We start from the raw sequence: 26,937 nt of genomic DNA, 5'->3' as shown, positions 1-26,937 counted from the left end.
GGATGCAGGAAACGGACATACGGCCGCCCGTGGCGGCGGCCGGGGAGGCGCGGGCGGCGGACGACCGCCCGGCGCGTGCGCTGCCACGGCACTGGCCGCTGATGCTGCTGGGCGCGGCGGTGGTGCCGGGTGTGCTGCTGGTGCTCGTCGGGCGGTCGCTGGACGAGCCGGCGATGCAGGCGTGGCGGACGGTGTGTCTGGCCGTGACCGTGCAGGCGCTGCCGTTCCTGCTGCTGGGCACGGCTCTGTCGGGGGCGATCAACGCGTTCGTGCCGGCCCGGGTCTTCAGCCGGCTGCTGCCGAAGCGGGCCGCGCTGGCCGTACCGGTCGCGGGGATGGCGGGTGTGGTGCTGCCGGGGTGCGAGTGCGCGTCGGTGCCGGTGGCGAACAGTCTGATCGGGCGGGGGGTCACCCCTGCCGCCGCGTTCGCGTTCCTGCTGTCGGCGCCCGCCGTGAACCCGGTGGTGCTGACCGCCACGGCCGTCGCCTTCCCGGGCCGTCCGGAGATGGTGGTCGCCCGGCTGCTCGCCTCGCTGGTCACCGCCGCCGCGATGGGCTGGCTGTGGCTCTGGCTGGGGCGCGAGGAGTGGTTGAAGCCGGCTGTCGGCCGGCCCACCGGACATGTGCCGGGGCACAGCCGGTTCGCCGAGTTCCGGCGTGGTTTCCAGCACGACTTCCTGCACGCGGGGGGTTTCCTGGTGGTGGGGGCGATGGCGGCGGCGACGTTCAACGTGGCGGTGCCGCGCACGCTGCTCGACACCTTCGCGGGTTCGCCGTGGCTGTCGGTGCTGTTCCTGGCGGCGCTGGCGATCGTGCTGGCGGTGTGCAGCGAGGCGGACGCGTTCGTGGCGGCCTCGCTGACGGGGTTCTCGCCGGTCGCGCGGCTGGCGTTCATGGTGGTGGGGCCGATGGTCGACCTGAAGCTGATCGCGCTTCAGGCGGGCACGTTCGGGCGGGCCTTCGCGGTGCGGTTCTCGGCGGCCACGACGGTGGTCGCCGTGGTGTGCAGCGCGGTGGTCGGAGGGGTGCTGCTGTGAGGCGGTTCGCGCAGGTGGCGCTGCTGGTGCTGGGCGGGCTGGGGCTGTTGCACACCTCGCTGTTCACGGACGAGTACCTGCGCTACGTCAAGGAGGGCATGCGGCCGCTGCTGGTCGCCTCCGGGGTGCTGCTGGTCGTCCTGGGCGTGGCGGAGGCATGGTCCGCCCCGTCGAAGGGCGAGCACGGCGGGCCGGGGCACGAGGGGCACGGTCATGATCATTCCGGTGTTCCGCGGGTCGCCTGGCTGCTGTTCCTGCCCGTGCTGAGCCTGCTCTTCTACGCGCCGCCCGCGCTCGGCTCCTACACGGCCTCGCGGGAACCGGCGAAGGCCGTCGCGGTGCAGGAGGACGCCTTCGATCCGCTGCCCGCGACCTCCCCGTTGCCGATCACGCTCACCGACTTCACCCAGCGGGTGCAGCAGGACCGGTCGCGGGCGATCCGGGGCCGGGCCGTCGTGATGACCGGCTTCGTCACCCCGGCCCCGCGGAAGCAGGACGGCTGGTACCTGACCCGGATCATCGTCAACTGCTGTGCGGCGGACGCGTCGTCCGTGAAGGTGCTGGTCCGGGGGATCGCCGCGCCGAAGGCGGACACCTGGGTCGACGTCACCGGGACCTGGCAGGGGAGCGGCACGCTCGGCACGTCGTCTGCGGCGGTCGCGTTGGACGCGCGGGAAGTGCGGAAGGTGCGCAAGCCGACGAACGCGTACATGGACGCGGTCCCGCTCACCCCCTGACCGGCACCGCTCAGGCGTCGACGCCGTCCGTGTCGTAGCGCAGGCGGGCCGCGTGGACCTCGTCGAAGTGGGTCTCGGCCCAGTCCTTCACGGCCGTCAGCAGCAGCGCGAGGTTGCTGCCGAGCGGGGTCAGCTCGTAGTCGACGCGGACGGGGACGGACGGGGTGACCGTGCGGGTCAGGATGCCGTCGCGTTCCAGGGTGCGCAGGGTCTGGGTGAGCATCTTGGGGCTGACCCCGGCGATCCTGCGGGCCAGGTCGCTGTAGCGCCGGGGGCCGGGCGCGAGGGCCGAGACGACCAGGCTGACCCACTTGTCGCTGAGGCGGTCCAGCAGCTGGTTGGTCGGGCAGTCGCGCAGGAAGGCGTCGTACTCGTTGCGTGCCTGCTCGCGCCGCTGGGCGGCGGTCGTGGTGGCCATGGTGGCTCTCCTCCCGGTGACGTAGGCACCTTCAGGTAACTACTTCCCCATGGATAGTAACTCTTCCTAGGGTTGTGACAGCAGGAGGGCAGCGGGACATTCCCGCAAGTACCCGTCGATCCAGGGGAGTTGTCATGCGTGCAGCAGTGGTGCGGACGTTCGGCGGGCCCGAGGCCGTCGAGCTCGTGGACGCGGAGCTGCCGGAGCCGGGCGCCCGGCAGGTGCGGATCAAGGTGGCGGCGGCCGCGCTGAATCCGGTGGACGCCGGGGTGCGCTCCGGGGTCTTCGGCGGCGCGGGCAAGCAGGTCGGACTCGGCTGGGACGTCGCCGGGACCGTGGACGCGGTGGGGGTGGCCGCCGCGTGGAAGGTGGGGGAGGAGGTCGTGGCGCTCGACTACGGCATGGTCAAGCCGCTCGGTACGCACGCGGAGTACGTCGTCGTCGACGCGGACGCGGTGGCGCTCGCGCCGGCTTCCGTGGACGCGGTGCACGCGGCGACGCTGCCGTTGAACGCGCTGACCGCTGTGCAGGCGCTGGCCCTTCTCGCCCTGTCGCCGGGGGATTCGTTGCTGGTCACGGGTGGTGCGGGCGCGGTCGGCGGGTATGCCGTCCAGCTGGCCGCGCGGCGCGGGGTGTCGGTCGCCGCGCTGGCTCGGGCCGAGGACGAGGAGTTCGTCCGCTCGCTGGGCGCGACGCGTTTCCCGGGCGGCGAAGGGAGTTTCGACGCGGTGCTGGACGCGGCGGTGCTCGGCCCGCGGGCGTTGGACCTGGTACGGGACGGGGGCGTGTACGTGGGGGTGATCCCGCAGGCGCAGCCCGCGTCGGAGCGGGGGGTGCGGACCGACGCCGTCGAGGTGAGCGCGGACGGCGCCGCGCTGGCGGAGCTGGTGCGGGCGGTGGACGCGGGCGAGCTGACCCTCCGGGTGGCCGAGACCTACCCACTGGAGGACGCCGCGAAGGCACACGCACGGCTTGCGGAGGGCGGGGTCCGGGGCCGACTGGTGCTGGTGCCCTAGCGGCGGCCCGAGGCCCGAGGCCTGAGGCCCCAGGCCTGACGGTTGCGGCCCGTGGTGTGTCCGCCACACGCCCACCGTCCCACCGCCCCACCGCCCCACCGTCCCGCCGTCGGGGCGTCCGGCCGTCCCACCCCCCGGCCGTGCGGCTCGGTGCCGGCGTGGTCATGCGCCGCGATGCCGAGCGTAGGCGGCCGGGGGGACTCCGACCGTCGCGGTGAAGTCGCGCACCAGGTGGGCCTGGTCCGCGTAGCCCAGGTCGGCGGCCACGGCGGCCCAGTCCGCAGGCTCCCCGGTCTCCGCCCGTTCCAGGGCCTCGTGGATGCGGTAGCGCAGGATCACCCACTTGGGACCCACGCCGACGTACGCGGCGAACAGGCGCTGGAGCAGGCGGACCGACAACCCCTCGTCGCTCGCGAGGTCCGCCACCTTGCGGATCGCGCGGTCGGCGCGGATACGGTCGACGAGGGTCATCGCGAGATCGGCCTGCGGGTCGGGGCGGGGCATGCGGGCCGCCAGCAGATGCGCGTCGAGGGCGGCCACCCGGGCCTTCTCGTCGGCCGGGGCGAGGATGGGGGCCGGGTCGGTGCCGGTGAGGTGGACCCGGCGGCCCGTCCAGTGGGAGACCGGGTGCTCGGGAGCGAAGGGGCGGAAGCCGCCCGGGCGGAACTTGACCCCGCAGACCCGCCCCCGGCCCTCCAGTTTCTGGGCGAAGAGGCCCTGCTGGACGCCGGCGATCTCGACGAAGGGCTCCTGCCCCTCCAGCCGTTGGAAGACGAGGTGGACCGCGGGGTGCGGGACGACATGGGAGACGTACGGCTCGGTCAGGTCCCAGTCGATCAGCCAGTAGTGCTCGACGTAGGGGCGCAGGGGCGGGGCCGGCTCGGGCCGGCGGAAGCGCACGCGTGCGAGGAAGTCCGCGGCGTCGACGATGCCTCGGGTGTCACGGCGTGGGGTGGCCATGCCCGGATCGTAGGGCGGGCCACCGACAGTCGCGCCGGTCGGCGGAATAGGGGGAGCGGGGGAGGCGTTAGGCCGGTATAGTTTAACGGTCAACAACTTTGGAGGTTGAGCGACCATGCAGTTCGGGATCTTCAGCGTCGGCGATGTCACGCCGGACCCCACCACGGGCCGTACGCCGACCGAGCGCGAGCGGATCAAGGCCATGGTCGCCATCGCGCAGAAGGCCGAGGAGGTCGGCCTCGACGTCTTCGCCACCGGCGAGCACCACAACCCGCCGTTCGTGCCCTCGTCCCCGACGACGATGCTCGGCTACATAGCCGCGCGGACGGAGAAGCTGGTCCTCTCCACCTCCACCACCCTCATCACCACCAACGACCCGGTGAAGATCGCCGAGGACTTCGCGATGCTCCAGCATCTGGCCGACGGCCGCGTCGACCTCATGATGGGGCGCGGGAACACCGGCCCGGTCTACCCCTGGTTCGGCCAGGACATCCGCGAGGGCATCAACCTCGCCATCGAGAACTACGCCCTGCTGCGCCGGCTGTGGCGCGAGGACGTCGTCGACTGGGAGGGCAAGTTCCGCACCGCCCTCCAGGGCTTCACCTCCACGCCCCGCCCGCTGGACGGCGTGCCGCCGTTCGTCTGGCACGGCTCCATCCGCTCGCCCGAGATCGCCGAGCAGGCCGCGTTCTACGGTGACGGCTTCTTCCACAACAACATCTTCTGGCCGGCCGACCACACCAAGCGGATGGTCGAGCTTTACCGCGCCCGCTACGCGCACTACGGACACGGCACGCCCGAACAGGCGATCGTCGGCCTCGGCGGGCAGGTCTTCATGCGGAAGAACTCGCAGGACGCGGTGCGCGAGTTCCGGCCGTACTTCGACAACGCGCCGGTCTACGGCCACGGGCCGTCCCTGGAGGACTTCACCGACCAGACCCCGCTGACCGTCGGCACGCCCGAGCAGGTCGTCGAGAAGACCTTGAAGTTCCGCGAGTACGCCGGCGACTACCAGCGCCAGCTGTTCCTGCTGGACCACGCGGGCCTGCCGCTGAAGACCGTGCTGGAGCAGCTCGACCTGCTCGGCGAGGAGGTCGTGCCAGTGCTGCGCAAGGAGTTCGCCGTCGGACGGCCGGCCGGGGTGCCGGACGCGCCGACCCACGCGTCGCTGCTCGAGGCCGCCCAGACCTCGCCGGAAGGGGTGAACGCCGTATGAGGCTCGTCGTCGTCTCGGCGGGGCTGAGCGTCCCGTCGTCGACCCGGCTGCTGGCCGACCGGCTGGCGGCCGCGACCGCCGGGCGGACCTCGGCGCGGGCGGAGGTGGACGTGGAGGTCGTGGAGCTGCGCGACCTCGCCGTCGAGATCGCCCACAACTTCACCAACGGCTTCCCCGGACGCAAGCTCGCGGCCGCGCTGGCGGCGGTGACGGCGGCGGACGGGCTGATCGTCGTCACGCCGGTGTTCTCCGCGTCCTACAGCGGCCTGTTCAAGTCGTTCTTCGACGTGATCGACCCGGACGCGCTGGCGGGCAAGCCGGTGCTGATCGCCGCCACGGGCGGCTCCGCGCGCCACTCGCTGGTGCTCGAACACGCCCTGCGGCCGCTCTTCTCCTACCTGCGTGCCGTGGTCGTCCCGACCGCCGTCTACGCCGCCTCGGAGGACTGGGGCGCGGAGGGCCTGCCCGCTCGGATCGAACGGGCGGCGGCCGAGCTGGCGACACTCATGACGGGCCTGTCCACGACGACGTCCGCACGGCCCGGCCCGCCGAAGGCGAGGACGACGGCCGAGACGACGGAGACGACGGAGACGACGGAGACGGTGGAGAGGGTGGAGACCGCCAGGGCCGGGAATTCGGAGAAGGCCGCGAATTCGCAGAAGGCCGGGAATTCGGAGAAGGACGAGTTCACGGTGGTGCCGTTCGCCGACCAGCTGGCGGCCCTGGCCGCCCGCTGACCGCCGGACACCGGACACCGGACGGGAAGATCCGGCCCGTCCGGCGATCGAGGACGAGGCCGTTCGGGCGGAAGCGGGGCCGAGCGAGGTCCGGGGGTGGCAGCCCCCGGACACGCCCGTCCCGAGGGTGAGAGCCCAGTAAGAAGGGTGACCGTAGGACGGCCCTCACCGCCCAACCGCCGGAGGCCTTGGCAGACTGGCCCGGTGCCTCCCACCGTGCTGCTCGCCGAAGACGACCGTGCCATCCGCAACGCCCTGGAACGCGCCCTGGCCCTGGAGGGCTACCGGGTGACCGCGGTCGCCGACGGGGTCGAGGCACTGGCGCACGCCCACAAGAACCCGCCGGACGTGCTCGTCCTCGACGTGATGATGCCCGGCATCGACGGCCTCCAGGTCTGCCGGGTGCTGCGCGCCGAGGGCGACCGCACGCCCATCCTGATGCTGACCGCCCTGGTGGAGACCGCCGACCGGATCGCCGGGCTGGACGCGGGCGCCGACGACTACGTCGTGAAGCCGTTCGACGTCGAGGAGGTCTTCGCCCGGCTGCGGGCGCTGCTGCGCCGCACCAGCCCCGACGCCGCCCCCGAGGCCGCCGCGCCGGTACCCGACGCGCCGAAGCCGGGTTCCGAGCGGCACGTGGAGGCGGCCGGGCTGCGGATGGACCCGCAGGCGCGACGGGCGTGGCGGGGCGGGCGCGAGCTGGAGCTGACCCGGACCGAGTTCGAGCTGCTGGAGCTGCTGGCGCGCAACGCCGGGATCGTCCTGGACCACTCCACGATCTACGACCGTATCTGGGGCTACGACTTCGGTCCGGGCTCCAAGAACCTCGCCGTCTACGTCGGCTATCTGCGCCGCAAACTCGACCACCCCGGCGCCCCGCAGCTGATCCACACCGTGCGCGGGGTGGGTTACGTACTGCGGGAGGACTGAGCGCGCGAGACCGGGAGCGGGGCGAGGATGATCGTGGGTCGAGGGTGATCGTGGGGCAGAGGCGATCGTGAGGCGAGGGTGATCGTGAGACGAGGACGCGAGTGAGCCGTCTGCGTCGGTTGCTGTCCCGCCCGAGACCGAAGCTGGTGTCGCTGCGGACCACCTTCGCGGTGTCCTTCGCGGCCGTCACGGCCGCGGTCACCGTGCTCGTCGGAGTCCTGTCCTACTCGGCGGCCGCCCGGCTGGTCCGGGTCGACCAGGAGTCGGTGTTCGACGAGGTCGTGCAGGACCTGCGGGACGAGGTGCGCGACCACCGGATGGCGCCGGAGGACTTCTCCTCGTCGGCGCCGGGGCACGACATCGTGCGGCCGGCCCGTACGGACGTACAGGTGCTGGGCGCGGACGGATCCGTCGTCGACAGAGGCAGCCCCGGACTGCCCGTGGTGTCCGGCGACCGCACCATCGCGGTGGCCGCGGCGGCCGGGCTGATGGCCGAGCACAAGGACGTCGACGTCGGCAGCGACGTCTACCGCATCGCGACCGTCTCCCTGGGCGGCGGCCGGGGCGCGGTGCAGGTGGCGCAGGAGTTCAGTGACACCGAGGACCTGCTGCGGGCGCTCCAGCAGCGCACGCTGATCCTGATGATCGCGGTGGTGACGGCCGCGGGGCTGTTCGGCTGGTGGCTGGCCCGGCGCATCACCCATCGTCTGGTGATCCTCACCACCGCCGCCGAGGACGTCGCCCGCACCCGCAGGCTCGGCGTGCAGGTGCCGGTCACCGGTCACGACGAGGTGGGACGGCTGGGCCGCGCCTTCGACCGCATGCTCGGCCGGCTCGCCCAGTCGGAGGAGGACCAGCGGCGCCTCGTCCAGGACGCGGGGCACGAACTGCGTACCCCGCTGACGTCGCTGCGCACGAACATCTCACTGCTGCGCCGCATCGACGAACTGCCGCCGGACACCCGTGACGAACTGGTGGCGGACCTGACCCAGGAGGCCCGGGAGCTGACCGACCTGGTCAACGAGCTGGTCGACCTCGCGGCCGGCCAGTCCGACACCGAGCCGCCGCGAAGGCTGGACCTCGCCGACATCGCGGAGGAGGTCGCGGGCCTCGCCCGGCGCCGCACGGGCCGGCCGGTCCTGATCCGGACAAGCGGCGACACCACGCTCTACGGGCGGCCGGCCATGCTCCAGCGGGCGGTGTCCAACCTCGTGGAGAACGCGACCAAGTTCGACCGCGAGGGCGGGGCGCCCGTCGAGATCGCCGTCACCGGCCCGGCCCGGCCGGGCGTCGTCCGCGTCGAGGTCCTCGACCGAGGTCCGGGTATCGCCGAGACCGACCTGACCCGCGTCTTCGACCGCTTCTACCGCGCCGCCGAGGCCCGTTCCCTGCCGGGCTCGGGGCTCGGCCTGTCGATCGTGCGGGAGGTGGCCCTGGCACACGGAGGTGCACCGTTCGCGCACCGGCGGGCGGGGGGCGGATCGGTGATCGGGTTCACGGTGGGCGGCGGGGTGTGAGCGGGCGGGGCATGCGGTCGCGCCGGGCATCGCCCTGGCGAAACCCGGCCCGACCGTAACGGGTCCTACGGCTCGAGGTGCACCTTCTGGGTCACGGGTGTTGTGCCCTGAGCCCCGTTGATCTTGAAGTCCTGCGTGTACGTAGAGCCGCCCACGCAGGTAACGGTCGCCGTGGCAGATCGGCCCTTCTTCGGAATATTCTTGAAATTGACACTGTACTTGTTGGAGCTCTTGACGCCAGTGTCGTCTGTCTTGGATTCCTTACTCGTTGCGATCGTGACTTCTTCCGGGGAAGCGTCGTCGTCGCAGTCATCGACGGTACCTGTGACGGTGACGACAGGAGGAGGAGGAGCAGCGACCGCCTGACCGGCTATCGCGAGTGAGGCCCCGCCTGTAAGGGGCAGCAGCGCTGCGACGGTGAAAATTGCGAGACGATTGCGCATGAGCTTCTCCCAGTTGATTCCCGGCATGTCTGAGTGATCCTCTGCCAAGGTCTCGCTTCGCCCTGTTCGGGTCAAGGGTGACGATTACCCACGGTCAAAGGGGTAGAACTACCCCCGCCGGCGGCTCATTCCGGGTAGGTGAGGCCGTTTTCCAGTGCGATCCGGGTCAGGTCGGGGCGGCGTCGGGAGCCGGTTTTCTCGCCGATTCGGTCGAGATGTGAATGGACTGTATGTTTGCTGATACCCAACGCGGCGGCGATTTCGTGGTCCGTTGAACCATTGGCGAGAAGCCGCAGGATTTCCTGCTCCCGGTCAGTGAAATGGAGAGAATTCCCCACCAGATCGCTGGCGGGCGCGGAGACATAACTGCGGCCGGATCCCACGGTCCGGATCGCCGTCAGCATTTCGTGCGCCTCCGCCTGCCGGCTCAGATAGCCGCTCGCGCCGGCCTGGATCGCCCGGACCGCGTCCAGGTGCGGTGAGGACGACACCACGAGGACGGAATGCCCCCTCCTCCGCAGCTTCGTCACGGTCGCGGCGAGTCTCGGGGCGGACTGCTGGAGGTCCATCAGGACGACGTGCGCGCCGCGCAGGCTGCCGTCCGCGCTCTCGATCGACGGCGCGGCCGCGACCAGGTGGAGGTCGGGAGCGGTGCCGATCAGGTTCGAGATGCCGTGCCGGAAAACGGGGCAGTCCCCGATGACCGCGATCCGCACACGTTCGGCGCAACCGCTCACCGGTACCTCCGCTGCTTGATGGACAGGGCACGACGGACACGCCCCGTCCCCAGAGTCGGCGGGGCGGGCACCTCCTGCGCGGTGGACTGGACCCTTCGGGGGAATGGGGGCCGACGGGCGGGGCGGGGAACCGGGGGGAGGTGAGACAACTCATACACGGGGGATTGAGTTCCGGACCGGGGTGATTTCCGTACCCCCGGCCGACGGGCGGTGTCGGAATGCGAGGATGAGGCGCCATGACTGCCGGGTGGTGTACTCGCGCGTTACGGGCCGCGCTGTTCGCGGCTGTCTGCGTGTTGCTCGCCGCCCTGGGCCACGTGCTGATGTCCGGGGCCGAGGTGCCCGCGTGGGCGCTGGCCGCGGGTGCGGCCGTCACCTGCGTCGCGGGCTGGAGCCTGGCGGGCCGGGAGCGCGGGCTGCCGCTGATCGTGACGGTCGTGGTCGCCGCCCAGACGGCCCTGCACTCGGCCTTCTCGCTGGCCGGGCCGTCCGCCGGCGGGGTCTCGGCGGGCACCGGTGCCACCGGAGTCATGGGAACCATGGGCATGGGCTCGATGCGCATGGACTCCATGGACATGAACATGGGCCACATGGCTCACGCCGGCCACATGGATCACGTGAGCCATATCGACCACATGGGCCACGCGGGCCCTATGAGCCACATGCACCTGGGGGAGTCCGTCGGCGAGGGCGTCGCCGGTACCTCCTCGTTCGGCATGCTCGCCGCCCACCTGCTCGCCGCGCTGCTGTGCGGGCTGTGGCTGGCGCACGGCGAGAAGGCCGCGTTCCGGATCCTGCGGGCGGTGGCCGGACGGCTGGCGGCGCCGTTGCGGCTGCTGCTCGCCCTGCCCGTCACCCCGGACCGGCCGCGCGTCCGGTTCCGCCGCCGCGGCTCGGTGCGAGCGCCCCGGCTGCTCCTTCTCACCCACGCGATCACCACTCGGGGTCCGCCCCTGGGGGCCGCTGCCGCCGTCTGACGACGGGCCGGCAGCAAACGGACCCGGGGCTGCCCCTGTGCGCTCCGGGCCATGGCCGTATGCCCGCGCAGACGGGCGTGGGGCCGTCTCTCCCTCATGCCCTCGTGGCTGATCCGAGAAGGACACCAGGTGATCACGTCTGTTCTGAAGGCACCCCAGGAACTCCGGGAACCCCAGGCGCGCCAGGAACCCCAAGCACTCCAGGCGTTCCAGGCGCCCCCTGCCTCCCAGGTATCCCAGGTGTGCCAGGCCTCCCCGGCCTCCCGTGCGGCGCAGGCCGCGCTCGACGAGTCGATCACCGCATGGGCGCTCGCCGCCCGGTCCGGTGACGCGGACGCGGTCGAGCGCTTCGTACGCGCTCTGCACCGCGACGTCCTGCGCTACGTCTCCCACCTGTGCGGCGATCCCCAGGCCGTCGACGACCTCGCCCAGGACACCTTCCTGCGCGCCCTCGGCAGCCTGCACCGGTTCGAGGGCCGCTCCTCGGCCCGTTCCTGGCTGCTGTCCATCGCCCGTCGGGCGGTGATCGACAGCTACCGGTACGCCGCCACCCGGCCGCGACTGTCCGACGTGGCCGACTGGCAGCTCGCCGCCGAGCATGCCCAGCCGCGCGACCTGCCGGGCTTCGACGACGGCGTCGTCCTGCTGGATCTGTTGGCCTCCCTTCCGGCCGAGCGGCGGGAGGCGTTCGTCCTCACGCAGGTGGCCGGTCTGCCCTACGCGGAGGCGGCGGAGGCGGGCAACTGTCCGGTCGGGACCGTGCGTTCGCGCGTGGCGCGGGCCCGGGCGGCCCTGATCGACCTGCTGGAGGAGGAACCGGCGGCCGCCCCCGCCACCGCCGCGGCCTGACCCGTACGACCCGTACGACCCGTACGAAGACCCGCACGACCTGCACGACCCGTACGACCCCGAGATGACCCGGGCGGGTCACCGCGCTCTGCCGGAGCGGTGACCCGTGCCGTGCGCCCGGCGCCGGCGTCATCCGCCCCGCACCCCGCGCCGGCGTCATCCGCCCGCGGCATGCGTCAATGTTGTGCACTTTATTGACGGCCGTGACTTGAAGGCCTAACTTCGCGGTGTCCTTCCCCCGGTCAAGGGAGACCGCGATGTCCCCGTCCCCCGCCGCATCCCCGTCCCCGTCCTCATCCCCGTCGATGTCCACGACCGCAGAACGAATGCGGCAGCTGCGCGTGGTCGCCGCCTCCGGACTGCTCGGCACCGCCGTGGAGTTCTACGACTTCCTCGTCTACGGAACCGTCGCCGCGCTCGTCTTCGGCGAGCTGTTCTTCCCCGGCGCCGACCCCGCCGTCGGCACCATCGCCGCGTTCGGCACCTTCGCCGCCGGCTATGTCGCCCGCCCGCTCGGCGGCATCCTCTTCGGCCACTTCGGCGACCGGCTCGGCCGCAAGTCGATGCTGCTGCTCACCATGGGCCTGATGGGCGGCGCGAGTTTCCTCGTCGGGCTGCTGCCCACGTACGACACGATCGGCGTGTGGGCGCCGGTGCTGCTGATCGCCCTGCGCGTCGTACAGGGCATCGCCATCGGCGGTGAGTGGGGCGGCGCCACGCTCATGGTCGTCGAGCACGCGGGCGAGCGGCGGCGCGGACTGTGGTCCAGCTTCACGCAGATGGGGGCCCCGCTCGGCTCCCTGCTCTCCACCGCCGTCGTCACACTCGTGGTCACCCTCCCCGACGACGAGTTCGCGGCCTGGGGATGGCGGGTGCCGTTCCTGCTGAGCGTGGTGCTGCTCGGCGTCGGGCTCTTCGTCCGCCTCAAGGTCGTCGAGAGCCCGCTCTTCGCCGAGGTGAAGAAGGACCGCGCCGAGTCGCGGCTGCCCCTCCTCGACGTGCTGCGGCGGCCGCGGCCGGTCCTGCTGGCCTGCTGTGTCGGCATCGGCGCCTTCACCGCCCAGTCGCTGCTCACCAGCTATCTGATCGCGTACGCCACCGGCATCGGCTACGCCCGCCCGCAGGTGCTCACCGCGCTCACGGTGTCCGCCGCCGTCGCCCTCGTGGTGCTGCCCGCCGCCTCCACGCTCTCCGACCGGGTCGGCCGCCGTCCGGTCGTCCTCGCCGGAGCACTCGCCTCGGCCGCCCTGGCCTTCCCCGTCATGGCGCTCGTCGACTCGAAGTCACCCGGCCTGCTGATCCTCGCCGTCGTCCTCGGCCACGGCATCGCCCAGTCGATGATGTACGGCCCGCTGGGCGCCCTGCTCACCGAGATGTTCGGCACCCGGGTGCGCTACACCGGCGCCTCCCTCGGCTACCAGGGCGCCACTCTCGTCGGCGCCGGCTTCTCCCCGATGATCGCCGGCAGCCTGGTGGCGGGAAGCGACAGCAGCACGCCCGTCTCCCTGCTGCTGTGCGGCGGCGCCGCGATCACCGCCGTGACCGTCCTCTTCGTACGCGAGACCAGTCGGACGTCCCTCTCCGACACCGCGGACCCCGCCGAAGACTCCGACACCCCCCACGCTCAGGAGATCTCCGCATGACGCCCCCCACCCCCGTCCCCGCCCTCGTCCGTGTCCCCGTCCCCGCGCGGTCCCGTACGCGCACCGCCTGGGCGGCCGCCGTCCTGCTCGCCGTCACCGCCCTTCCGGCCGCGACGGCGGCGGCCGTCGCGGACACGAGCCATGCCGAGGGCCGGCTCCCCTCCGGTGCCACGTACATGATGGACGTGCCCGCCGCATGGAACGGAACCGTGCTGCTCTTCAGCCACGGTTACACGTCCGGTCCCGCCAATCCCGCGCAGGACGCCCCGGACGAAGCCACGAAGGCCCTCCTCCTCGAGAAGGGCTACGCGCTCGTCGGCTCCTCGTACGCCACGACGGGCTGGGCGGTGACGGATGCGGTGCCCGACCAGCTCGCGGCGCTCGCCGCCTTCACCGACCGCTTCGGCGCGGCCGGCCGGACGATCGCCTGGGGGCGGTCGTACGGCGGGCTCGTCACCACGGCCATCGCCGAGCGCCACCCGGACCGCGTCGACGGCTCCGTCGCCCTGTGCGGCCTGGTCCAGGGCGGTGTCGCCAACTGGAACAACACCCTCGACCCCGCCTTCGCCGTCAAGACCCTCCTCGCGCCCGGCTCCGACGTCCCGTTGGTGGACCTCGCGGACCAGACGGCCGCCACCGACGCGGCGAACACCCTGACGGCCGCGGTCGACTCGGCCCAGACGACGGCCGCCGGCCGGGCCCGGATCGCCCTCGCCGCCGCCCTGCACAACATCCCGGTCTGGAACCAGCCGACACAGCCCCGGCCCGCCGCGACCGACTGGGACGCGCAGCAGGCCAACCAGTACGACGCCGTCAAGGGGCTGTTGAAGATCGCCGCCTTCAACCGGCGCCAGGAGGCCGAGGTCCGGGCCGGCGGCAACATGTCCTGGAACACCGGCGTCGACTACGCGAAGCTGCTCGGCCGGTCCTCCGTCCGCAAGGAGGTCACCGAGCTGTACCGGAAGGCCGGACTGTCCCTGACGGCCGACCTGGCCACCCTGAACAGGGCCCCGCGCATCGCCGCCGACCCGGCCGCGGCGGCATGGATGAGCCACACCAGCTCCTTCACCGGGGAGCTCACCAAGCCGCAGCTCTCCGTCCACACCATCGGGGACGCCCTCGTCCCGGTCCAGACCGAGAGTGCCCTGCGCCGGGCCGTGACCGCCGCCGGGTCCCCGGCCCTGCTGCGGCAGGCGTACGTCGACAACGCGGGCCACTGCACCTTCAGTCCTGCCGAGCAACTCGCCGCCCTGCACACCCTGGAGGACCGTCTCACCACCGGGAACTGGCGGGGCACCGACCCGGCCGCCCTCAACTTCCGTGCCACGGCGGCCGATCCGACGACCCCCGCCCGGTATGTCCCCTACCGCCCCACGCCCTACCTGCGCCCGTACGACCTCTCCCACCCGGCCGACCGCCGATAACCCCCGACGACCGTCCGCCGCGCCCCCCGGCGGGCGGTCGTACCCTTTCCCCGTGGAGGACGACGACATCCCGGACACCATGCAGCACGACATGCCACACGACATGCCACACGAGGTGCCGGACACCTCGGGCGACGGTGCCCCGCAGCTGCGCCCGCAGTCGCTCATGCTCGCCTTCTTCGGCAACCACGTCCTGGAAGAGGGGGACCTGTGCGTCTACTCGGGCAGCATCATCGACGTGCTCGGCCGGGTCGGCGTCGGTGAACAGGCCGTACGGTCCACGCTGACCCGCATGGTCAGCCGGGGCCTGCTGCGGCGGCAGCGGGAGGGCCGCAAGATGTACTTCGGCCTCACCGACCAGGCGACGCGCGTCCTGCGGGACGGCCGCACCCGCATCTGGCGCGAGGGCGCCGTCAACGACGACTGGGACGGCGACTGGACGCTGCTCGGCTTCTCGCTCCCCGAGTCCCGCCAGCGCGAGCGCCACGACCTGCGTTCACGGCTCGCCTGGTCCGGGTTCGGCGCGCTGTACAGCGGGCTGTGGATCGCGCCGGGGCGGGTCGACGTCGCCGCCGTGGTCGCCGAGCTCGGCCTGACCGCCCACGTGAAGATCTTCCACGCCTCGGCCGACGAGGCCACCGACATCGGCCTGATGATCCGCGACACCTGGGACCTGGAGAGCGTCGCCGCCCGCTATGTCTCCTTCGACAAGCGCTGGACCGCCCACCTGAACGCGGGCCCGGGCGAGGACCCGATCGGCACCCGCCTGCGCCTGGTCAGCGAGTGGCTCTGGACGATCCGCACGGACCCGCGGCTCCCGGCCCGCCACCTTCCCCCGGACTGGCCGGCCCGCCCCGCCCAGGACACCTTCCGCCGCGTGGCGGAGCGGACCGCGACCCCCGCCGACCACGCGGCCCGCGCCCTCCTGGAGACGGCCCCTCTGCGCTGACCAGCCGCGCAGCCGGCCGTACCGCCGTTCAGCCGTTCTTGCGGGCCACTCCGCCGTAGATGCCGATCGGCGGAGCGCCGCGCTCCGGGGCCTCCTCGGGCCGCCAGTCCGTGACCGGGACCAGGCCCGGGTCGAGGAGGGTGAAGTCACCGAAGAGGTCCAGGACCCGGGCGTGGGGGCGCAGGTTCAGGGAGGCGCTGGCCTTGTTGTAGACCGAGGCCGCGTTCTCGCGCCGGTCCTCGTGGACGTCGCCCGTGGCGTGCGACAGCACGAGGTAGGAACCGTCGGGCAGTGCGTCGCGGAGTGTCGCGACGACGGCGTCCGGGTCGTCCGCGTCGGCGAGGAAGTGCACGACGGCCACCAGCAGCAGCGCCACGGGCTCGTCGAAGTCGATGATCTTGCGGACGTCGGGGTGGTCGAGGACGGCGCGGGGATCCCGCAGATCGGCCAGCACGACCGAGGTGTGGGCGTCGGTGCCGGGGTCGGCGTCGGCCATGAGGGCCATGGAGTGGGTGCTGACGATCGGGTCGTTGTCGACGTACGCGACCCGGGTCCCGGGGGCTATGGAGTGCGCGATCTGGTGCACGTTGGGCTCGGTGGGCAGACCCGTGCCGATGTCGAGGATCTGCCGGACACCGCCCTCCGCGACGACGTGCCGGACGGCGCGGTGCATGAAGTGCCGGTTGGCGCGGACCCCCTCCCGCACCTCCGGCGCCACCTTGATGAACTGCTCGGCGGCATCCCGGTCGACCTCGTAGTTGTCCTTCCCGCCGAGGAAGTAGTCGTACATCCGGGCGGGGTGGGGCTTGCTCGTGTCTATCTTCAGGAAGGGGCTGCCGGTGCCCCCGCTGCCGGTGCCGCCGCTGCCGGCGTCGCTGCTGCCGCTGAGGGGAGAGGTCATGCTGCCTGGCTCCGTCCTGGACTCGCGTCCCACCACCGGATGGACCGCCGTGAGTGACTGTCGGATCATCATTCACCATGCGGGGCCGTGCGAAGACCAGCCTCGTACCCGTGGTGGCCGACACGTTCCGTGAACCCGAACGACCGGACCCACAGCGGGAGTTCCCGTCACCGGCGACCGGCCGGAAGAGGAGGCCGCGGCCTCTCCCGGGCATCGAAAAGGGCGAGGCCCGAAGACCTCGCCCGCCACCGGTTCCACCCCGGTTGACCCCGGTTCAAATCCGCGTGGAACCCGGCTCACGGCCGTCCCGGCACAACATCAGACGAAACCGCGGCTCACGGCCACACCAGGCAGTAAGGCTGGTGGCCCGCCTCGTGCAGGCGGTGCGAGAAGTCCTGCCACTCGTGCAGCAGCTGGTACACGTTGAACGCGTCCCGGGGGCCGCCCCGGTCGGGGACCGTCGACCAGATGAAGGCCGCCGCGCCCACCGCTTCCTCGCCTATGTCCCGCAGCGGGTCCACGACCGTCATGGGGAGCTTCACGACGGCGTAGTCGGGATGGAGGACGACCAGTTCCAGCGGGGGCACCTTGCTGAGGGGGACGCCTTCGATGCCGGTCAGCACCATCGCGGCCATCGTCTCCGGCTTGATCTTGGTGAACATGCCGTTCATGCCGAGCTCGTCGCCGCCGAGTTCCTCGGGGCGCATCGAGATCGGGACGCGGGCCGCGGTCGCGCCGTCGGGCGCGCCGAAGTACTTGTACGTCACCCCCACCCGACCACCATTCCTGCTCCCTGCCCCGAGGGGATCGACCCGCCGGTCGATCTGCTCGAACCGTTCGATCCTCTCGATCCGGTCGATCTGATCGATCCGGTCGATCTGATCGATCCGGTCGGGTTCGCTCGGTCCGCCTTGTGCCTGCGTCTGACGTGCTTCGTTGGCTTCCTCAGCGTCGCGCCGGTGCTTCCCCCGCCGGGCACGTCGAGGACCCAGGTCGTCAGTCCCCTCGCCCAGTCCGCCACCGCGATGCATATCTCCACCCGACTGCTTTTCTAGGACGCGTGGCCCCCGCCGCGCAACCCGATCATCGTGTCAGTGACCTCCCCCACGGCCGCCCGCCGAAACGTGCGTTGAAACACCTGTCCGCAGGAGGATCTTCGCAGCCACTGGACACACGGTCGGTGTGAGCTACGTCTATCAGGCCCGTTCCGACTCAGTTTCGCAGATGGTGACGGCGGATGACGGCCCCGCCGGCCCCGGCCGCCGCTGGCCTACCCTGGGAGGTCACTGACAACCGGAGTCCAGCAAGTCGGAGAAGGTCGGAGAAGTCGCAGGTCATGAGCGAACTGCCCTATTCATACGATGCGCCTGTATCGCAGGCGCTGTTCGACCGTGCGTCCGCCGTCACGCCGGGGGGTGTGAACTCGCCGGTGCGCGCGTTCCGTGCCGTGGGCGGTACCCCCCGGTTCATGGTGTCCGGCACCGGCCCGTACCTGACGGACGCCGACGGCCGGGAGTACGTCGACCTCGTCTGTTCCTGGGGGCCCATGATCCTCGGGCACTCGCACCCCGAGGTGATCGCCGCCGTACAGGAGGCCGTCTCGCGCGGTACCTCCTTCGGTACGCCCGGTGAGGGCGAGGTCGCGCTCGCCGAGGAGATGGTCGCCCGCATCGAGCCCCTGGAAGAGGTCCGGCTCGTCTCCAGCGGCACCGAGGCCACCATGTCGGCCATCCGGCTCGCCCGCGGGTTCACCCGGCGCACCAAGGTGATCAAGTTCGCCGGCTGCTACCACGGGCATGTCGACTCGCTCCTCGCGGCGGCCGGCTCCGGGGTCGCGACCTTCGCGCTTCCCGACACCCCCGGCGTCACCGGCGCCCAGGCCGGGGACACCATCGTCCTGCCGTACAACGACCTCGAGGCCGTGCAGGAGGCCTTCCACCGGCACCCCGGCGAGATCGCCTGTGTGATCACCGAGGCGTCGCCGGGCAACATGGGCGTGGTGCCGCCCCTTCCCGGCTTCAACCAGGGGCTCAAGGACGCCTGCCAGAACAACGGCGCGCTCTTCGTCTCCGACGAGGTCATGACCGGGTTCCGCACCAGCCGGGCCGGTTGGTACGGGATCGACGGTGTGCGGCCCGACCTGATGACCTTCGGCAAGGTCATGGGCGGCGGCTTCCCGGCCGCGGCCTTCGGCGGACGGGCGGACGTCATGGCGCACCTCGCCCCCGCCGGGCCCGTCTACCAGGCCGGCACCCTCTCCGGGAACCCGGTGGCGACCGCCGCCGGGCTCGCCCAGCTCCGGCTCCTCGACGACGCGGCCTACGCCAGGATCGACGACGTCTCCACCCGGATCCAGTCCCTGGTGTCGGAGGCGCTGGCCAAGGAGGGGGTCGCGCACACGCTCCAGAGCGCCTCCAACATGTTCTCCGTCTTCTTCACGGACCGGCCGGTGCGTGACTACGACGACGCCAGGGCGCAGGAGTCCTTCCGTTTCACCGCGTTCTTCCACTCGCTGCTGGCGAACGGCGTGTACCTGCCGCCGTCGTCCTTCGAGTCCTGGTTCGTGTCCACGGCCCACGACGACCAGGCCGTCCAGAGAATCGCCGACGCCCTCCCGGCGGCGGCCCGAGCGGCTGCGGAGGCCACAGCGGCATGACCACCCCGGACAACGCCCCCGAGAACACGCCCGAGAAGGCCTTCGAGGACGCCTTCGAGAACGGTTTGGGCAACAAGGACCTCACCGTCGTCCACCTCATGCGGCACGGTGAGGTGGACAACCCCGACGGGGTCCTCTACGGCCGTCTCGACGGTTACCACCTCTCCGAGCTGGGCCGGCGGATGGCCGACCGGGTCGCCGAGCACCTCGCCTCCCGCGACGTCACCCACGTCGTCGCCTCCCCGCTGGAGCGGGCGCAGGAGACGGCGACGCCGGTCGCCAAGGCCCACGGGCTCGACCTGGCCACCGACGCGCGGCTCCTGGAGGCGGAGAACGTCTTCCAGGGCAAGACCTTCGGCGTCGGGGACGGGGCGCTGCGCCGGCCCGAGAACTGGAAGCACCTGGTCAACCCGTTCAAGCCGTCCTGGGGCGAGCCGTACGTCGACCAGGTCGTCCGGATGATGGGCGCGCTGGACGCGGCGAAGGACGCGGCCCGCGGGCACGAGGCGGTGCTCGTCAGCCATCAGCTGCCGATCTGGATCGTGCGGTCCTACGTCGAGCGGCGGCGGCTGTGGCACGACCCGCGCAAGCGGCAGTGCACGCTCGCCTCGCTGACGACGTTCACGTACCAGGGCGACCGGATCGTGTCCGTCGGCTACAGCGAACCCGCCATCGACCTGGTGCCCGCTCATCTCCGGGCCGGCGCCAAGCCGGTGCAGGGAAAGGGCAAGGCCTTCGGGGCATAGCCCCACCGCCCGGCCGGTTCCGCCCACCGGAACCGGCCGGTGGAGCCCACCGGAACCAGTCAGTGAAATCGGCCACCGGATGGCGTGGCTCGAATAAGCCCCTCTGTTACGGAATCCGGAACTATCGGCGGAACCTCCTCGTTCGTCATGTCCTCTGAATGGGTGACCATCGGAAAATGTGACGAACGGGGTTGCCATGCGCGCCATCACCCGAAGGGGAGCACTCGGACTCGGCGCCGGGGCCGCCGCCGCTGCCGGACTCGTGGGGTGCGGCAGCCTCACGAACTCGGACGGGCCGAGCACCCCCGGCGGTTCCAGCGGCTCCGGCAAGCCCTCCGGCAGCCCCAGTCCGAAGATCACCGCCCGCCCCCTCGGCGACGGCTCCACCTCCTTCACCGGCAAGCAGCCCCACCAGCCGGCCAAGCCCGTGCCGCTCCAGCCCGGGGAGGAGCCGCCGCAGTTCGTCGTCTTCTCCTGGGACGGGGCCGGCGAGGTCGGCAACGGACTCTTCACGCGCTTCCTCGACCTCGCCAAGGCGCACGGCGCGAGCATGACCTTCTTCCTCTCCGGGCTGTATCTGCTGCCCGAGTCGAAGAAGCGGCTCTACGACCCGCCGAACAACCCGCGCGGCGCCTCCGACATCGGCTACCTCACCGACGAGCACGTGAGGATGACGCTCGACGGCGTCCGGCGCGCCTGGCTCGAGGGGCACGAGATAGGCACCCACTTCAACGGGCACTTCTGCTCCGGGAACGGGACGGTCGGCAACTGGACGCCCCAGCAGTGGCGCAGCGAGATAGACCAGGCCAAGTCGTTCGTGAAGGAGTGGCGGACCAACACGGGCTGGAGCGATCTGCCCGCGCTGCCCTTCGACTACGACAAGGAACTCGTCGGCGGCCGGACGCCCTGTCTGCTCGGCCAGGACAACCTGCTGCCCACCGCCCGCGCCCTCGGCTGGCGCTACGACGCCTCCTCGCCGGGCGGGCGTCAGGTGTGGCCGGCCAAGAAGGACGGGATCTGGGATCTGCCGTTGCAGCAGATACCTTTCCCCGGCCGCGGTTTCGAGGTCCTCTCGATGGACTACAACATGCTCGCCAACCAGTCGATCAACACGACCAAGGCGCCCAGCCACAACTACCCGGGCTGGCGGCAGCAGTCCTCGCAGGCGTACATACAGGGATTCAAGCGGGCATTCGAGACGAACCGCGCGCCCTTCTTCGTCGGCAACCACTTCGAGCAGTGGAACGGCGGCATCTACATGGACGCCGTCGAGGAGGCCTTCAAGCACATCGCGCGCGAGAAGGAGAAGGGCGCGGACGTACGGCTGGTCTCCTTCCGGCAGTTCGTGGACTGGATCGACGTCCAGAAGCCCGAGGTACTCGAGAAGCTGCGCACCCTCGACGTCGGGCAGCAGCCGGCCGGCGGCTGGAAGACGTTCATGGGCGCGAGCACCCCCTCCGCGTCCACCTCCGCATCGAGCGCCGCGTGACCTCCGCGTCCACCTCCGCGGGAACGGCCGACAACGCCGCCTGAAATGGGGTTTTCTCCCCGCAAGGGGGGTGCGCAAGATCCCCGGAACGGACATGCGAAACTTTTCACATGAGTGCCGCCAGCCGCGCCCCCCTGTGCTCGACCAGCCGGAACCGCTCGCGCCGTGCCGCCCTGACCACGGCCGCCGGTGGAGCCGTCGCCGCACTGCTGCTGTCCGCCTGCACCTCCGGAGGCACCGCCGGAGGAGGCGGTGACACCAACTTCGTGATGGGCAAGGACGGCATCTCGACGGCGCAGAAGGGCTCGCGTGCCACGGCCCCCGACCTGTCGGGCAAGACAGTGGCCGGAGGACAGCTCGACGTCGCCGCCTACAAGGGCAAGGTCGTCGTCCTCAACGTGTGGGGCTCCTGGTGCGCCCCCTGCCGTGCCGAGGCGCCCAACTTCGAGAAGGTCTACACCGACCTCAAGGGCCAGGGCGTGCAGTTCGTCGGCATCAACACCCTCGACACCAGCAACGACAACGCCCTCGCCTTCGAGAAGCAGCAGGGCATCACCTACCCCAGCCTGTCCGACCCGAAGGGCAAGCTGCTGCTGCGCTTCAAGAAGGGCACGCTCAGCCTCCAGGCCATCCCCTCCACGCTGGTCATAGACAGGGAGGGCAAGATCGCCGCCCGGTCGCTGGCCGCGCTCAGCGAGGAGAGGCTGCGCAAGATGATCGCGCCCGTCCTCGCGGAGAAGTGACGTGAGCGCGGTCACCACGTTCGCCGCGACGGGTTACAACGACACCGTGCTCAACGGCGCGTTGCTGGTCGCCCTGCCGATCGCGCTGCTCGGGGGCCTCGTCTCGTTCTTCTCGCCGTGCGTCCTGCCGCTCGTCCCCGGCTATCTGTCGTACGTCACCGGCGTCGCCGGCACCGATCTGGCCGAGGCCCGCCGAGGGCGGATGGTCGCCGGCGCCTCGCTCTTCGTCCTCGGCTTCACCGCCGTGTTCGTCTCCAGCGGGGCCCTGTTCGGCTACTTCGGCGAGAACCTCCAGGCCAACCAGGACGTCCTGTCGAAGGTGCTGGGCGCGCTCATGATCGTCATGGGCGTCTTCTTCATGGGGCTGATGCCCTGGATGACCCAGCGGGAGTTCCGCTTCCACAAGCGGCCCGTCGCCGGACTGGCCGGCGCCCCGCTGCTCGGCGCGCTGTTCGGCATCGGCTGGACCCCGTGCATCGGCCCGACCCTCGCCTCCGTGATCGCCCTCTCCTCCCAGCAGGGAAGCGCCGGACGCGGTGCCATACTGACCGTCGCCTACTGCCTCGGCCTGGGTGTGCCGTTCGTGCTCGCCGCGGTCGCCTTCCGCAAGGCGCTCGGCGCCTTCGGCTGGGTCAAGCGTCACTACGCCTGGGTGATGCGGATCGGCGGCACGATGATGATCGTGACCGGTCTGCTGCTGCTGACCGGTGCGTGGGACCGCCTCGTGCAGGACATCCAGTCCTGGTCCGTCGGCTTCACTGTGGGGATCTGATTCATGAGCAAGAGCACCGTCGGCACCTCCCCCGGCGAGACCCCGGTCACCTCCGACGAGCAGGACCTCGGCGCCGCCGGCTCCCAGTTGTCCACCGCGCCCGTGGACACGCTGGCCAGTGGACCCGCCCTGGGGATCGTCGGCTGGGCCCGCTGGTTCTGGCGCCAGCTCACCTCCATGCGCGTCGCGCTGCTGCTGCTCCTGATGCTGGCCCTCGGCGCGATCCCCGGTTCGCTGATCCCGCAGTCCGGCACCGACGAGACGAAGGTCGCCGAATTCCGTAAGGCCCACGGGACGATCGCGCCGGTCTACGACAGGCTCGGCCTCTTCCACGTCTACAGCTCGGTGTGGTTCTCCGCGATCTACATCCTGCTGTTCGTCTCCCTCATCGGCTGCATCGTGCCCCGCACCTGGCAGTTCGTCGGACAGTTGCGCAGCCGCCCGCCGGGCGCGCCGAAGCGGCTGACCCGGCTGCCCGCGTACACCACCTGGCGCACCGACGCCGAACCGGAACAGGTCCGAGAGGCCGCGCTGGGCCTGCTGCGCAGGCGCCGCTTCCGCGCCCACCTCGTCGGGGACGCCGTCGCCGGGGAGAAGGGGTACCTGCGCGAGGTCGGCAACCTCACCTTCCACATCGCGCTGATCGTGATGCTGATCGCCTTCGCCTGCGGCCAGCTCTACAAGGCCGAGGGGAACAAGCTGGTCGTCGAGGGCGACGGGTTCTCCAACACGCTCACCCAGTACAACGACTTCAAGTCCGGCAACCTCTTCGACACCGACGACCTGAACCCGTTCAGCTTCACCCTGGACAAGTTCACCGGCACGTACGAGACCACGGGCCCCAACACGGGTACCGCGCGCACCTTCCAGTCCGCCATCACCTACAGCGTGGGTGCCTACGGCAAGGACAGGAAGGCCGTCGTCAAGGTCAACCACCCGCTGGAGATCGACGACTCGAAGATCTACCTCACCGCCCACGGCTACGCGCCCGTCATCACCGTCCGCGACGCCAAGGGCAAGGTCGTCTACCGCGACGCGGTGCCGCTGCTGCCGCTCGACTCCAACATCACCTCCAGCGGTGTGATCAAGGTCCTCGACGGCTACCGGGACGCCAAGGGCGTCGCCGAGCAGCTGGGCATCTCGGCCTTCTTCCTGCCGACGTACACCCCGGGCAGCGAGGCCGCCTCGACGTTCCCGTCGCTGCGCAACCCGGTGCTGAACCTGACGCCGTATCACGGCGACCTCGGCGTCGACTCGGGCATCCCGCAGAGCGTGTACCAGCTCGACAAGTCGCACATGAAGGAGTTCAAGGACTCCAAGGGTGCGCAGCTGCGGGAGAACCTGAAGCCCGGCGAGACCATGACCCTCCCGAACGGCGCCGGCTCGGTGACCTACGAGGCCACCAAGGAGTGGGCGAACTTCCAGGTCACCCAGCAGCCCGCGAGCGGCTGGGCGCTGGGCGGGGCCATCGCCGCGATCTTCGGCCTCGCCGGTTCCCTGTTCCTCCAGCGCCGCCGGGTCTGGGTGCGTGCCGCGCGCGGCGCGGACGGGGTGACGGTCGTCGAAATGGGCGGCCTCGGGCGCAGCGAGTCGGCCAAGGTGCCCGAGGAACTGGGCGACCTCGCCGCGATCCTGTACGACCGGGCTCCCTCGGCCCCGGACCCCGACACCCCCGCATCGTCCGTACCCCCCGCGTCCTCCGAACCCGAAGCCGTACCTGCCGAAGGGGCTGAGAAGTGACTCTCGCCGCCGCCACCAACGAAAACCTCGCGAGCATCAGCAACACGTTGATCTACTCCGCGATGGCCGTCTACACCCTGGCCTTCTTCGCGTACATCGCCGAATGGCTCCTCGGCAGCCGCAGCAAGGTCGGCCGTACGGCCGCCGCGCTCACCGCCACGTCCGCGGCCAAGGGTGGTCCGGCCGTCACCGTCAAGAAGAACGGCGGCACGGCCGTCCTGGAGCGGCCGCAGGTCGTCGTGCGCTCGGCGGCCGGCGCCCGCGACGTGCCCGACGGGCCCGGCGCGCACGGTGGTGACGAGCAGGGCGACATGTACGGCCGGATCGCCATCTCGCTCACCGTGCTCGCGTTCCTGGTCGAGCTGGGCGGCGTGATCGCCCGCGCGGCCTCGGTGGAGCGGGCGCCGTGGGGCAACATGTACGAGTTCAACCTCACCTTCTCCACGGTGGCCGTCGGCGTGTACCTCGGGCTGCTGGCGCTGCGGAAGAACGTGCGCTGGCTCGGCCTGTTCCTGATCACCTCGGTCCTGCTGGACCTGGGGCTCGCGGTCACCGTGCTCTACACGGCGAGCGACCAGCTGGTCCCGGCGCTGCACTCGTACTGGCTGTACATCCACGTGTCCACCGCCATCTTCTGCGGCGCGGTGTTCTACGTCGGCGCGGTCGCCACGATCCTCTACCTGTTCAAGGACTCCTACGAGAACAAGCTGGCGTCCGGCGGCAAGCCCGGCAGCTTCGCCAACTCGGTCCTGGACCGGCTGCCCTCCTCGGCCTCGCTCGACAAGTTCGCCTACCGCGTCAACGCGGCGGTCTTCCCGCTGTGGACGTTCACGATCATCGCGGGCGCGATCTGGGCGGGCGACGCGTGGGGCCGCTACTGGGGCTGGGACCCCAAGGAGACCTGGTCGTTCATCACCTGGGTCGCGTACGCCTGCTACCTGCACGCCCGCGCCACGGCCGGCTGGAAGGGCCGCAAGGCCGCCTACCTGGCGATGATCGCCTTCGGCTGCTGGCTGTTCAACTACTACGGCGTCAACATCTTCGTCTCCGGAAAGCACTCGTACGCGGGGGTGTGAGGCGCGAGCCGTTCACGGCGGAGGCCGGTTCCCGTGACCTGGGTCACGGAAACCGGCCTTTGCCGTACCGACAGTCCCACCGACAGTCGTACGGACAGGCAGAAGGACGTGGATACGGCTCCGAGCACCCGCCGTCGTCGGCCTGACGCGTGGTGTCCGTGGGGTCGACGGGCTTCCGGGCGTGAGCGGAACGGGACCGTCATTCCACCGTGATCGAGTCCAGTTTCCTCCGCAGGTACGCGTGCGAATCGACCGCCTCGTACGCCACCCGGCCCACGGGCGCCGGTACGGACTCCACGAGCGTCCCCGGGGTGCACTCGCCGAAGTAGACGAGCGACATCAGCTCCTCGGCGGGCGCGTCGGCCGGGGGCGGCAGGACCCGGTGTCTGCCCGAGCGCCACCGATCACCGGTCCAACGGGCCATCAGGTCACCGATGTTGATGGTGAACGCGTCGGGATCGAAGGGCGCGTCCTGCCAGCCGTGGTCGTCCGTCCAGACCTGGAGCCCGCCCTTGCCGGCCTGCCGGTCGAGGATGGTGACGGTGCCGAAATCGGTGTGCGGCCCGATCCGGAACTGGCCCGGCTGCGGCTCCCCGACCACCTCCGTCCCCGGATACCAGTTGATGTTGAAACCGTAGGTCGGGTGGTCCATGTGACGGGAGAAGAAGTCGGGTTCGAGGCCGAGGGCCTCCCCGAGCAGGGAGAGCAGCCGCTTCTCCAGCTCGCCCATCCGGGTCAGGTACTCCTCGCACAGTCCCCGGAGCTCCGGCACCTCCGCGGGCCACACGTTCGGCGCGTACCACTCCGCGTTGACCACCGGGTCGTCGAACGGCTCGTGCGTGGCGAAGGTCAGGGACTCCTTCAGGTCCGGCGGGGTCTCGGTTCCCTCGGCGTACCCGTTGGCCTCCGCGCCCGGCCCCAGCCAGCCGCGCCCGCCGACCTTCGCGCCGTACGGCTGCTTGACGTGGGCGGGCAGCACGAAGAACGTCCGGGCGGCACGCCGGATGCGGTCGCGCAGGACGGGGTCCACCCCGTGCCCGGTGACCAGCAGGAACCCGGCGTTCCGCAAGGCGTCGTCGACGGTACGGGCGATCGCGGCGCGGGCTCCGGCGTCACCGGAGAGCCAGGGGCCGAGGTCGATGGTGGGGACACGGGACGCGATCGGGGCGCCCGAGGCGCGAGAGGTACCGGAGGCGGGGGAGGCGCCGGTGGTGTCGGAGGTGG

General features: G+C 71.2%; 26 protein-coding genes. 19 read left to right on the top strand and 7 right to left on the bottom strand.

All coding sequences use genetic code 11. The annotated features are described in order from the left end of the window. The first annotated feature begins 2 nt into the window (after positions 1-2). Positions 3-1,037, top strand: a complete 1,035-nt coding sequence (locus OG440_RS15630; RefSeq protein ID WP_406007434.1) for a permease — start codon at positions 3-5, stop codon at positions 1,035-1,037. Further along, complete coding sequence (locus OG440_RS15625; protein ID WP_406007433.1) at positions 1,034-1,774, top strand: TIGR03943 family putative permease subunit; 741 nt, start codon at positions 1,034-1,036, stop codon at positions 1,772-1,774. Before OG440_RS15630 ends, OG440_RS15625 begins: the two co-directional genes overlap by 4 nt. A gap of 10 nt (positions 1,775-1,784) precedes the next feature. Here the strand turns inward: OG440_RS15625 and OG440_RS15620 are convergent, their stop codons facing one another. After that, positions 1,785-2,192, bottom strand: a complete 408-nt coding sequence (locus OG440_RS15620) for a winged helix-turn-helix transcriptional regulator (protein WP_406007432.1) — start codon at positions 2,190-2,192, stop codon at positions 1,785-1,787. Positions 2,193-2,326: 134 nt separating this feature from the next. Between OG440_RS15620 and OG440_RS15615 the strand changes: the two genes are divergently transcribed. Then, positions 2,327-3,208, top strand: coding sequence for an NADP-dependent oxidoreductase (locus OG440_RS15615; RefSeq protein ID WP_406007431.1), 882 nt, complete (start codon positions 2,327-2,329; stop codon positions 3,206-3,208). Between the two features lie 162 nt (positions 3,209-3,370). Here OG440_RS15615 and OG440_RS15610 read toward each other — a convergent pair whose 3' ends face one another. Beyond that, positions 3,371-4,168 (bottom strand): DUF6597 domain-containing transcriptional factor, encoded by a 798-nt coding sequence (locus OG440_RS15610; RefSeq protein ID WP_406007430.1) that lies wholly within the window; start codon positions 4,166-4,168, stop codon positions 3,371-3,373. A gap of 115 nt (positions 4,169-4,283) precedes the next feature. On the opposite strand from OG440_RS15610, the gene OG440_RS15605 reads away from it, so the two are divergent. The 4 genes from OG440_RS15605 to OG440_RS15590 all read left to right on the top strand — a co-directional run bounded on the left by OG440_RS15605 (position 4,284) and on the right by OG440_RS15590 (position 8,568). Beyond that, positions 4,284-5,384, top strand: a complete 1,101-nt coding sequence (locus OG440_RS15605) for an LLM class flavin-dependent oxidoreductase (protein WP_406007429.1) — start codon at positions 4,284-4,286, stop codon at positions 5,382-5,384. Continuing rightward, the gene (locus tag OG440_RS15600) at positions 5,381-6,121 is read left to right on the top strand and encodes an FMN reductase (RefSeq protein ID WP_406007428.1); all 741 of its coding nucleotides are present in this window, start codon (positions 5,381-5,383) and stop codon (positions 6,119-6,121) included. The genes OG440_RS15605 and OG440_RS15600 overlap by 4 nt, the downstream gene beginning before the upstream one ends. Positions 6,122-6,325: 204 nt before the next feature. Then, a complete protein-coding gene (locus OG440_RS15595) occupies positions 6,326-7,051 on the top strand; it encodes a response regulator transcription factor (protein WP_406007427.1) in 726 nt (241 codons plus the stop codon). Positions 7,052-7,152: 101 nt separating this feature from the next. After that, positions 7,153-8,568, top strand: coding sequence for an ATP-binding protein (locus tag OG440_RS15590; protein WP_405963569.1), 1,416 nt, complete (start codon positions 7,153-7,155; stop codon positions 8,566-8,568). A 65-nt stretch (positions 8,569-8,633) separates the two neighbouring features. Here the strand turns inward: OG440_RS15590 and OG440_RS15585 are convergent, their stop codons facing one another. After that, the gene (locus OG440_RS15585; protein WP_406007426.1) at positions 8,634-9,038 is read right to left on the bottom strand and encodes a hypothetical protein; all 405 of its coding nucleotides are present in this window, start codon (positions 9,036-9,038) and stop codon (positions 8,634-8,636) included. A 98-nt stretch (positions 9,039-9,136) separates the two neighbouring features. Continuing rightward, positions 9,137-9,748, bottom strand: a complete 612-nt coding sequence (locus OG440_RS15580; RefSeq protein WP_406007425.1) for a LuxR C-terminal-related transcriptional regulator — start codon at positions 9,746-9,748, stop codon at positions 9,137-9,139. 236 nt (positions 9,749-9,984) lie between these two features. Between OG440_RS15580 and OG440_RS15575 the strand changes: the two genes are divergently transcribed. From OG440_RS15575 to OG440_RS15555, 5 genes are all read left to right on the top strand, one after another. Further along, positions 9,985-10,725: a hypothetical protein gene (locus tag OG440_RS15575; protein ID WP_406007424.1), complete on the top strand. Its 741-nt coding sequence runs from the start codon at positions 9,985-9,987 to the stop codon at positions 10,723-10,725. Between the two features lie 240 nt (positions 10,726-10,965). Then, positions 10,966-11,574 carry a sigma-70 family RNA polymerase sigma factor gene (locus OG440_RS15570; protein WP_406011368.1) on the top strand — a complete coding sequence of 203 codons (609 nt, stop codon included), beginning with the start codon at positions 10,966-10,968 and terminating at the stop codon, positions 11,572-11,574. Between the two features lie 257 nt (positions 11,575-11,831). Further along, entirely contained in the window at positions 11,832-13,217 is a 1,386-nt protein-coding gene (locus tag OG440_RS15565) for an MFS transporter (RefSeq protein WP_406007423.1), read from the top strand. After that, complete coding sequence (locus OG440_RS15560; protein WP_406007422.1) at positions 13,214-14,641, top strand: alpha/beta hydrolase family protein; 1,428 nt, start codon at positions 13,214-13,216, stop codon at positions 14,639-14,641. Before OG440_RS15565 ends, OG440_RS15560 begins: the two co-directional genes overlap by 4 nt. A gap of 52 nt (positions 14,642-14,693) precedes the next feature. Beyond that, a complete protein-coding gene (locus OG440_RS15555) occupies positions 14,694-15,590 on the top strand; it encodes a PaaX family transcriptional regulator C-terminal domain-containing protein (RefSeq protein WP_406007421.1) in 897 nt (298 codons plus the stop codon). 28 nt (positions 15,591-15,618) lie between these two features. On the opposite strand, the gene OG440_RS15550 is transcribed toward OG440_RS15555, so the two are convergent. Together OG440_RS15550 and OG440_RS15545 are read right to left on the bottom strand one after the other, a co-directional pair. Continuing rightward, positions 15,619-16,491: an SAM-dependent methyltransferase gene (locus tag OG440_RS15550; RefSeq protein ID WP_406007420.1), complete on the bottom strand. Its 873-nt coding sequence runs from the start codon at positions 16,489-16,491 to the stop codon at positions 15,619-15,621. Positions 16,492-16,826: 335 nt separating this feature from the next. Beyond that, positions 16,827-17,264 carry a hypothetical protein gene (locus OG440_RS15545; RefSeq protein WP_020130078.1) on the bottom strand — a complete coding sequence of 146 codons (438 nt, stop codon included), beginning with the start codon at positions 17,262-17,264 and terminating at the stop codon, positions 16,827-16,829. Between the two features lie 563 nt (positions 17,265-17,827). On the opposite strand from OG440_RS15545, the gene hemL reads away from it, so the two are divergent. The 7 genes from hemL (at position 17,828) to ccsB (ending at position 25,713) form a co-directional block, all read left to right on the top strand. Continuing rightward, a complete protein-coding gene (gene hemL / locus OG440_RS15540; RefSeq protein ID WP_406007419.1) occupies positions 17,828-19,147 on the top strand; it encodes a glutamate-1-semialdehyde 2,1-aminomutase in 1,320 nt (439 codons plus the stop codon). A 98-nt stretch (positions 19,148-19,245) separates the two neighbouring features. Continuing rightward, a complete protein-coding gene (locus OG440_RS15535; protein ID WP_406011367.1) occupies positions 19,246-19,893 on the top strand; it encodes a histidine phosphatase family protein in 648 nt (215 codons plus the stop codon). Between the two features lie 196 nt (positions 19,894-20,089). Next, the gene (locus OG440_RS15530; protein WP_406011366.1) at positions 20,090-21,382 is read left to right on the top strand and encodes a hypothetical protein; all 1,293 of its coding nucleotides are present in this window, start codon (positions 20,090-20,092) and stop codon (positions 21,380-21,382) included. A gap of 110 nt (positions 21,383-21,492) precedes the next feature. Beyond that, complete coding sequence (locus OG440_RS15525) at positions 21,493-22,125, top strand: TlpA family protein disulfide reductase (RefSeq protein ID WP_406007418.1); 633 nt, start codon at positions 21,493-21,495, stop codon at positions 22,123-22,125. A gap of 1 nt (position 22,126) precedes the next feature. Then, the gene (locus OG440_RS15520; RefSeq protein WP_406007417.1) at positions 22,127-22,897 is read left to right on the top strand and encodes a cytochrome c biogenesis CcdA family protein; all 771 of its coding nucleotides are present in this window, start codon (positions 22,127-22,129) and stop codon (positions 22,895-22,897) included. A gap of 3 nt (positions 22,898-22,900) precedes the next feature. Further along, entirely contained in the window at positions 22,901-24,637 is a 1,737-nt protein-coding gene (locus tag OG440_RS15515) for a cytochrome c biogenesis protein ResB (protein WP_406007416.1), read from the top strand. Continuing rightward, complete coding sequence (gene ccsB, locus OG440_RS15510; protein ID WP_406007415.1) at positions 24,634-25,713, top strand: c-type cytochrome biogenesis protein CcsB; 1,080 nt, start codon at positions 24,634-24,636, stop codon at positions 25,711-25,713. The genes OG440_RS15515 and ccsB overlap by 4 nt, the downstream gene beginning before the upstream one ends. A 199-nt stretch (positions 25,714-25,912) precedes the next feature. Here the strand turns inward: ccsB and OG440_RS15505 are convergent, their stop codons facing one another. Then, positions 25,913-26,875, bottom strand: a complete 963-nt coding sequence (locus OG440_RS15505; RefSeq protein ID WP_406011365.1) for an isopenicillin N synthase family dioxygenase — start codon at positions 26,873-26,875, stop codon at positions 25,913-25,915. Positions 26,876-26,937: the final 62 nt, after the last annotated feature.

It is taken from the genome of Streptomyces sp. NBC_00637 (assembly GCF_045161545.1).
GTDB lineage: Bacteria > Actinomycetota > Actinomycetes > Streptomycetales > Streptomycetaceae > Streptomyces.
This window is presented reverse-complemented; position numbering and strand designations above follow the sequence as displayed.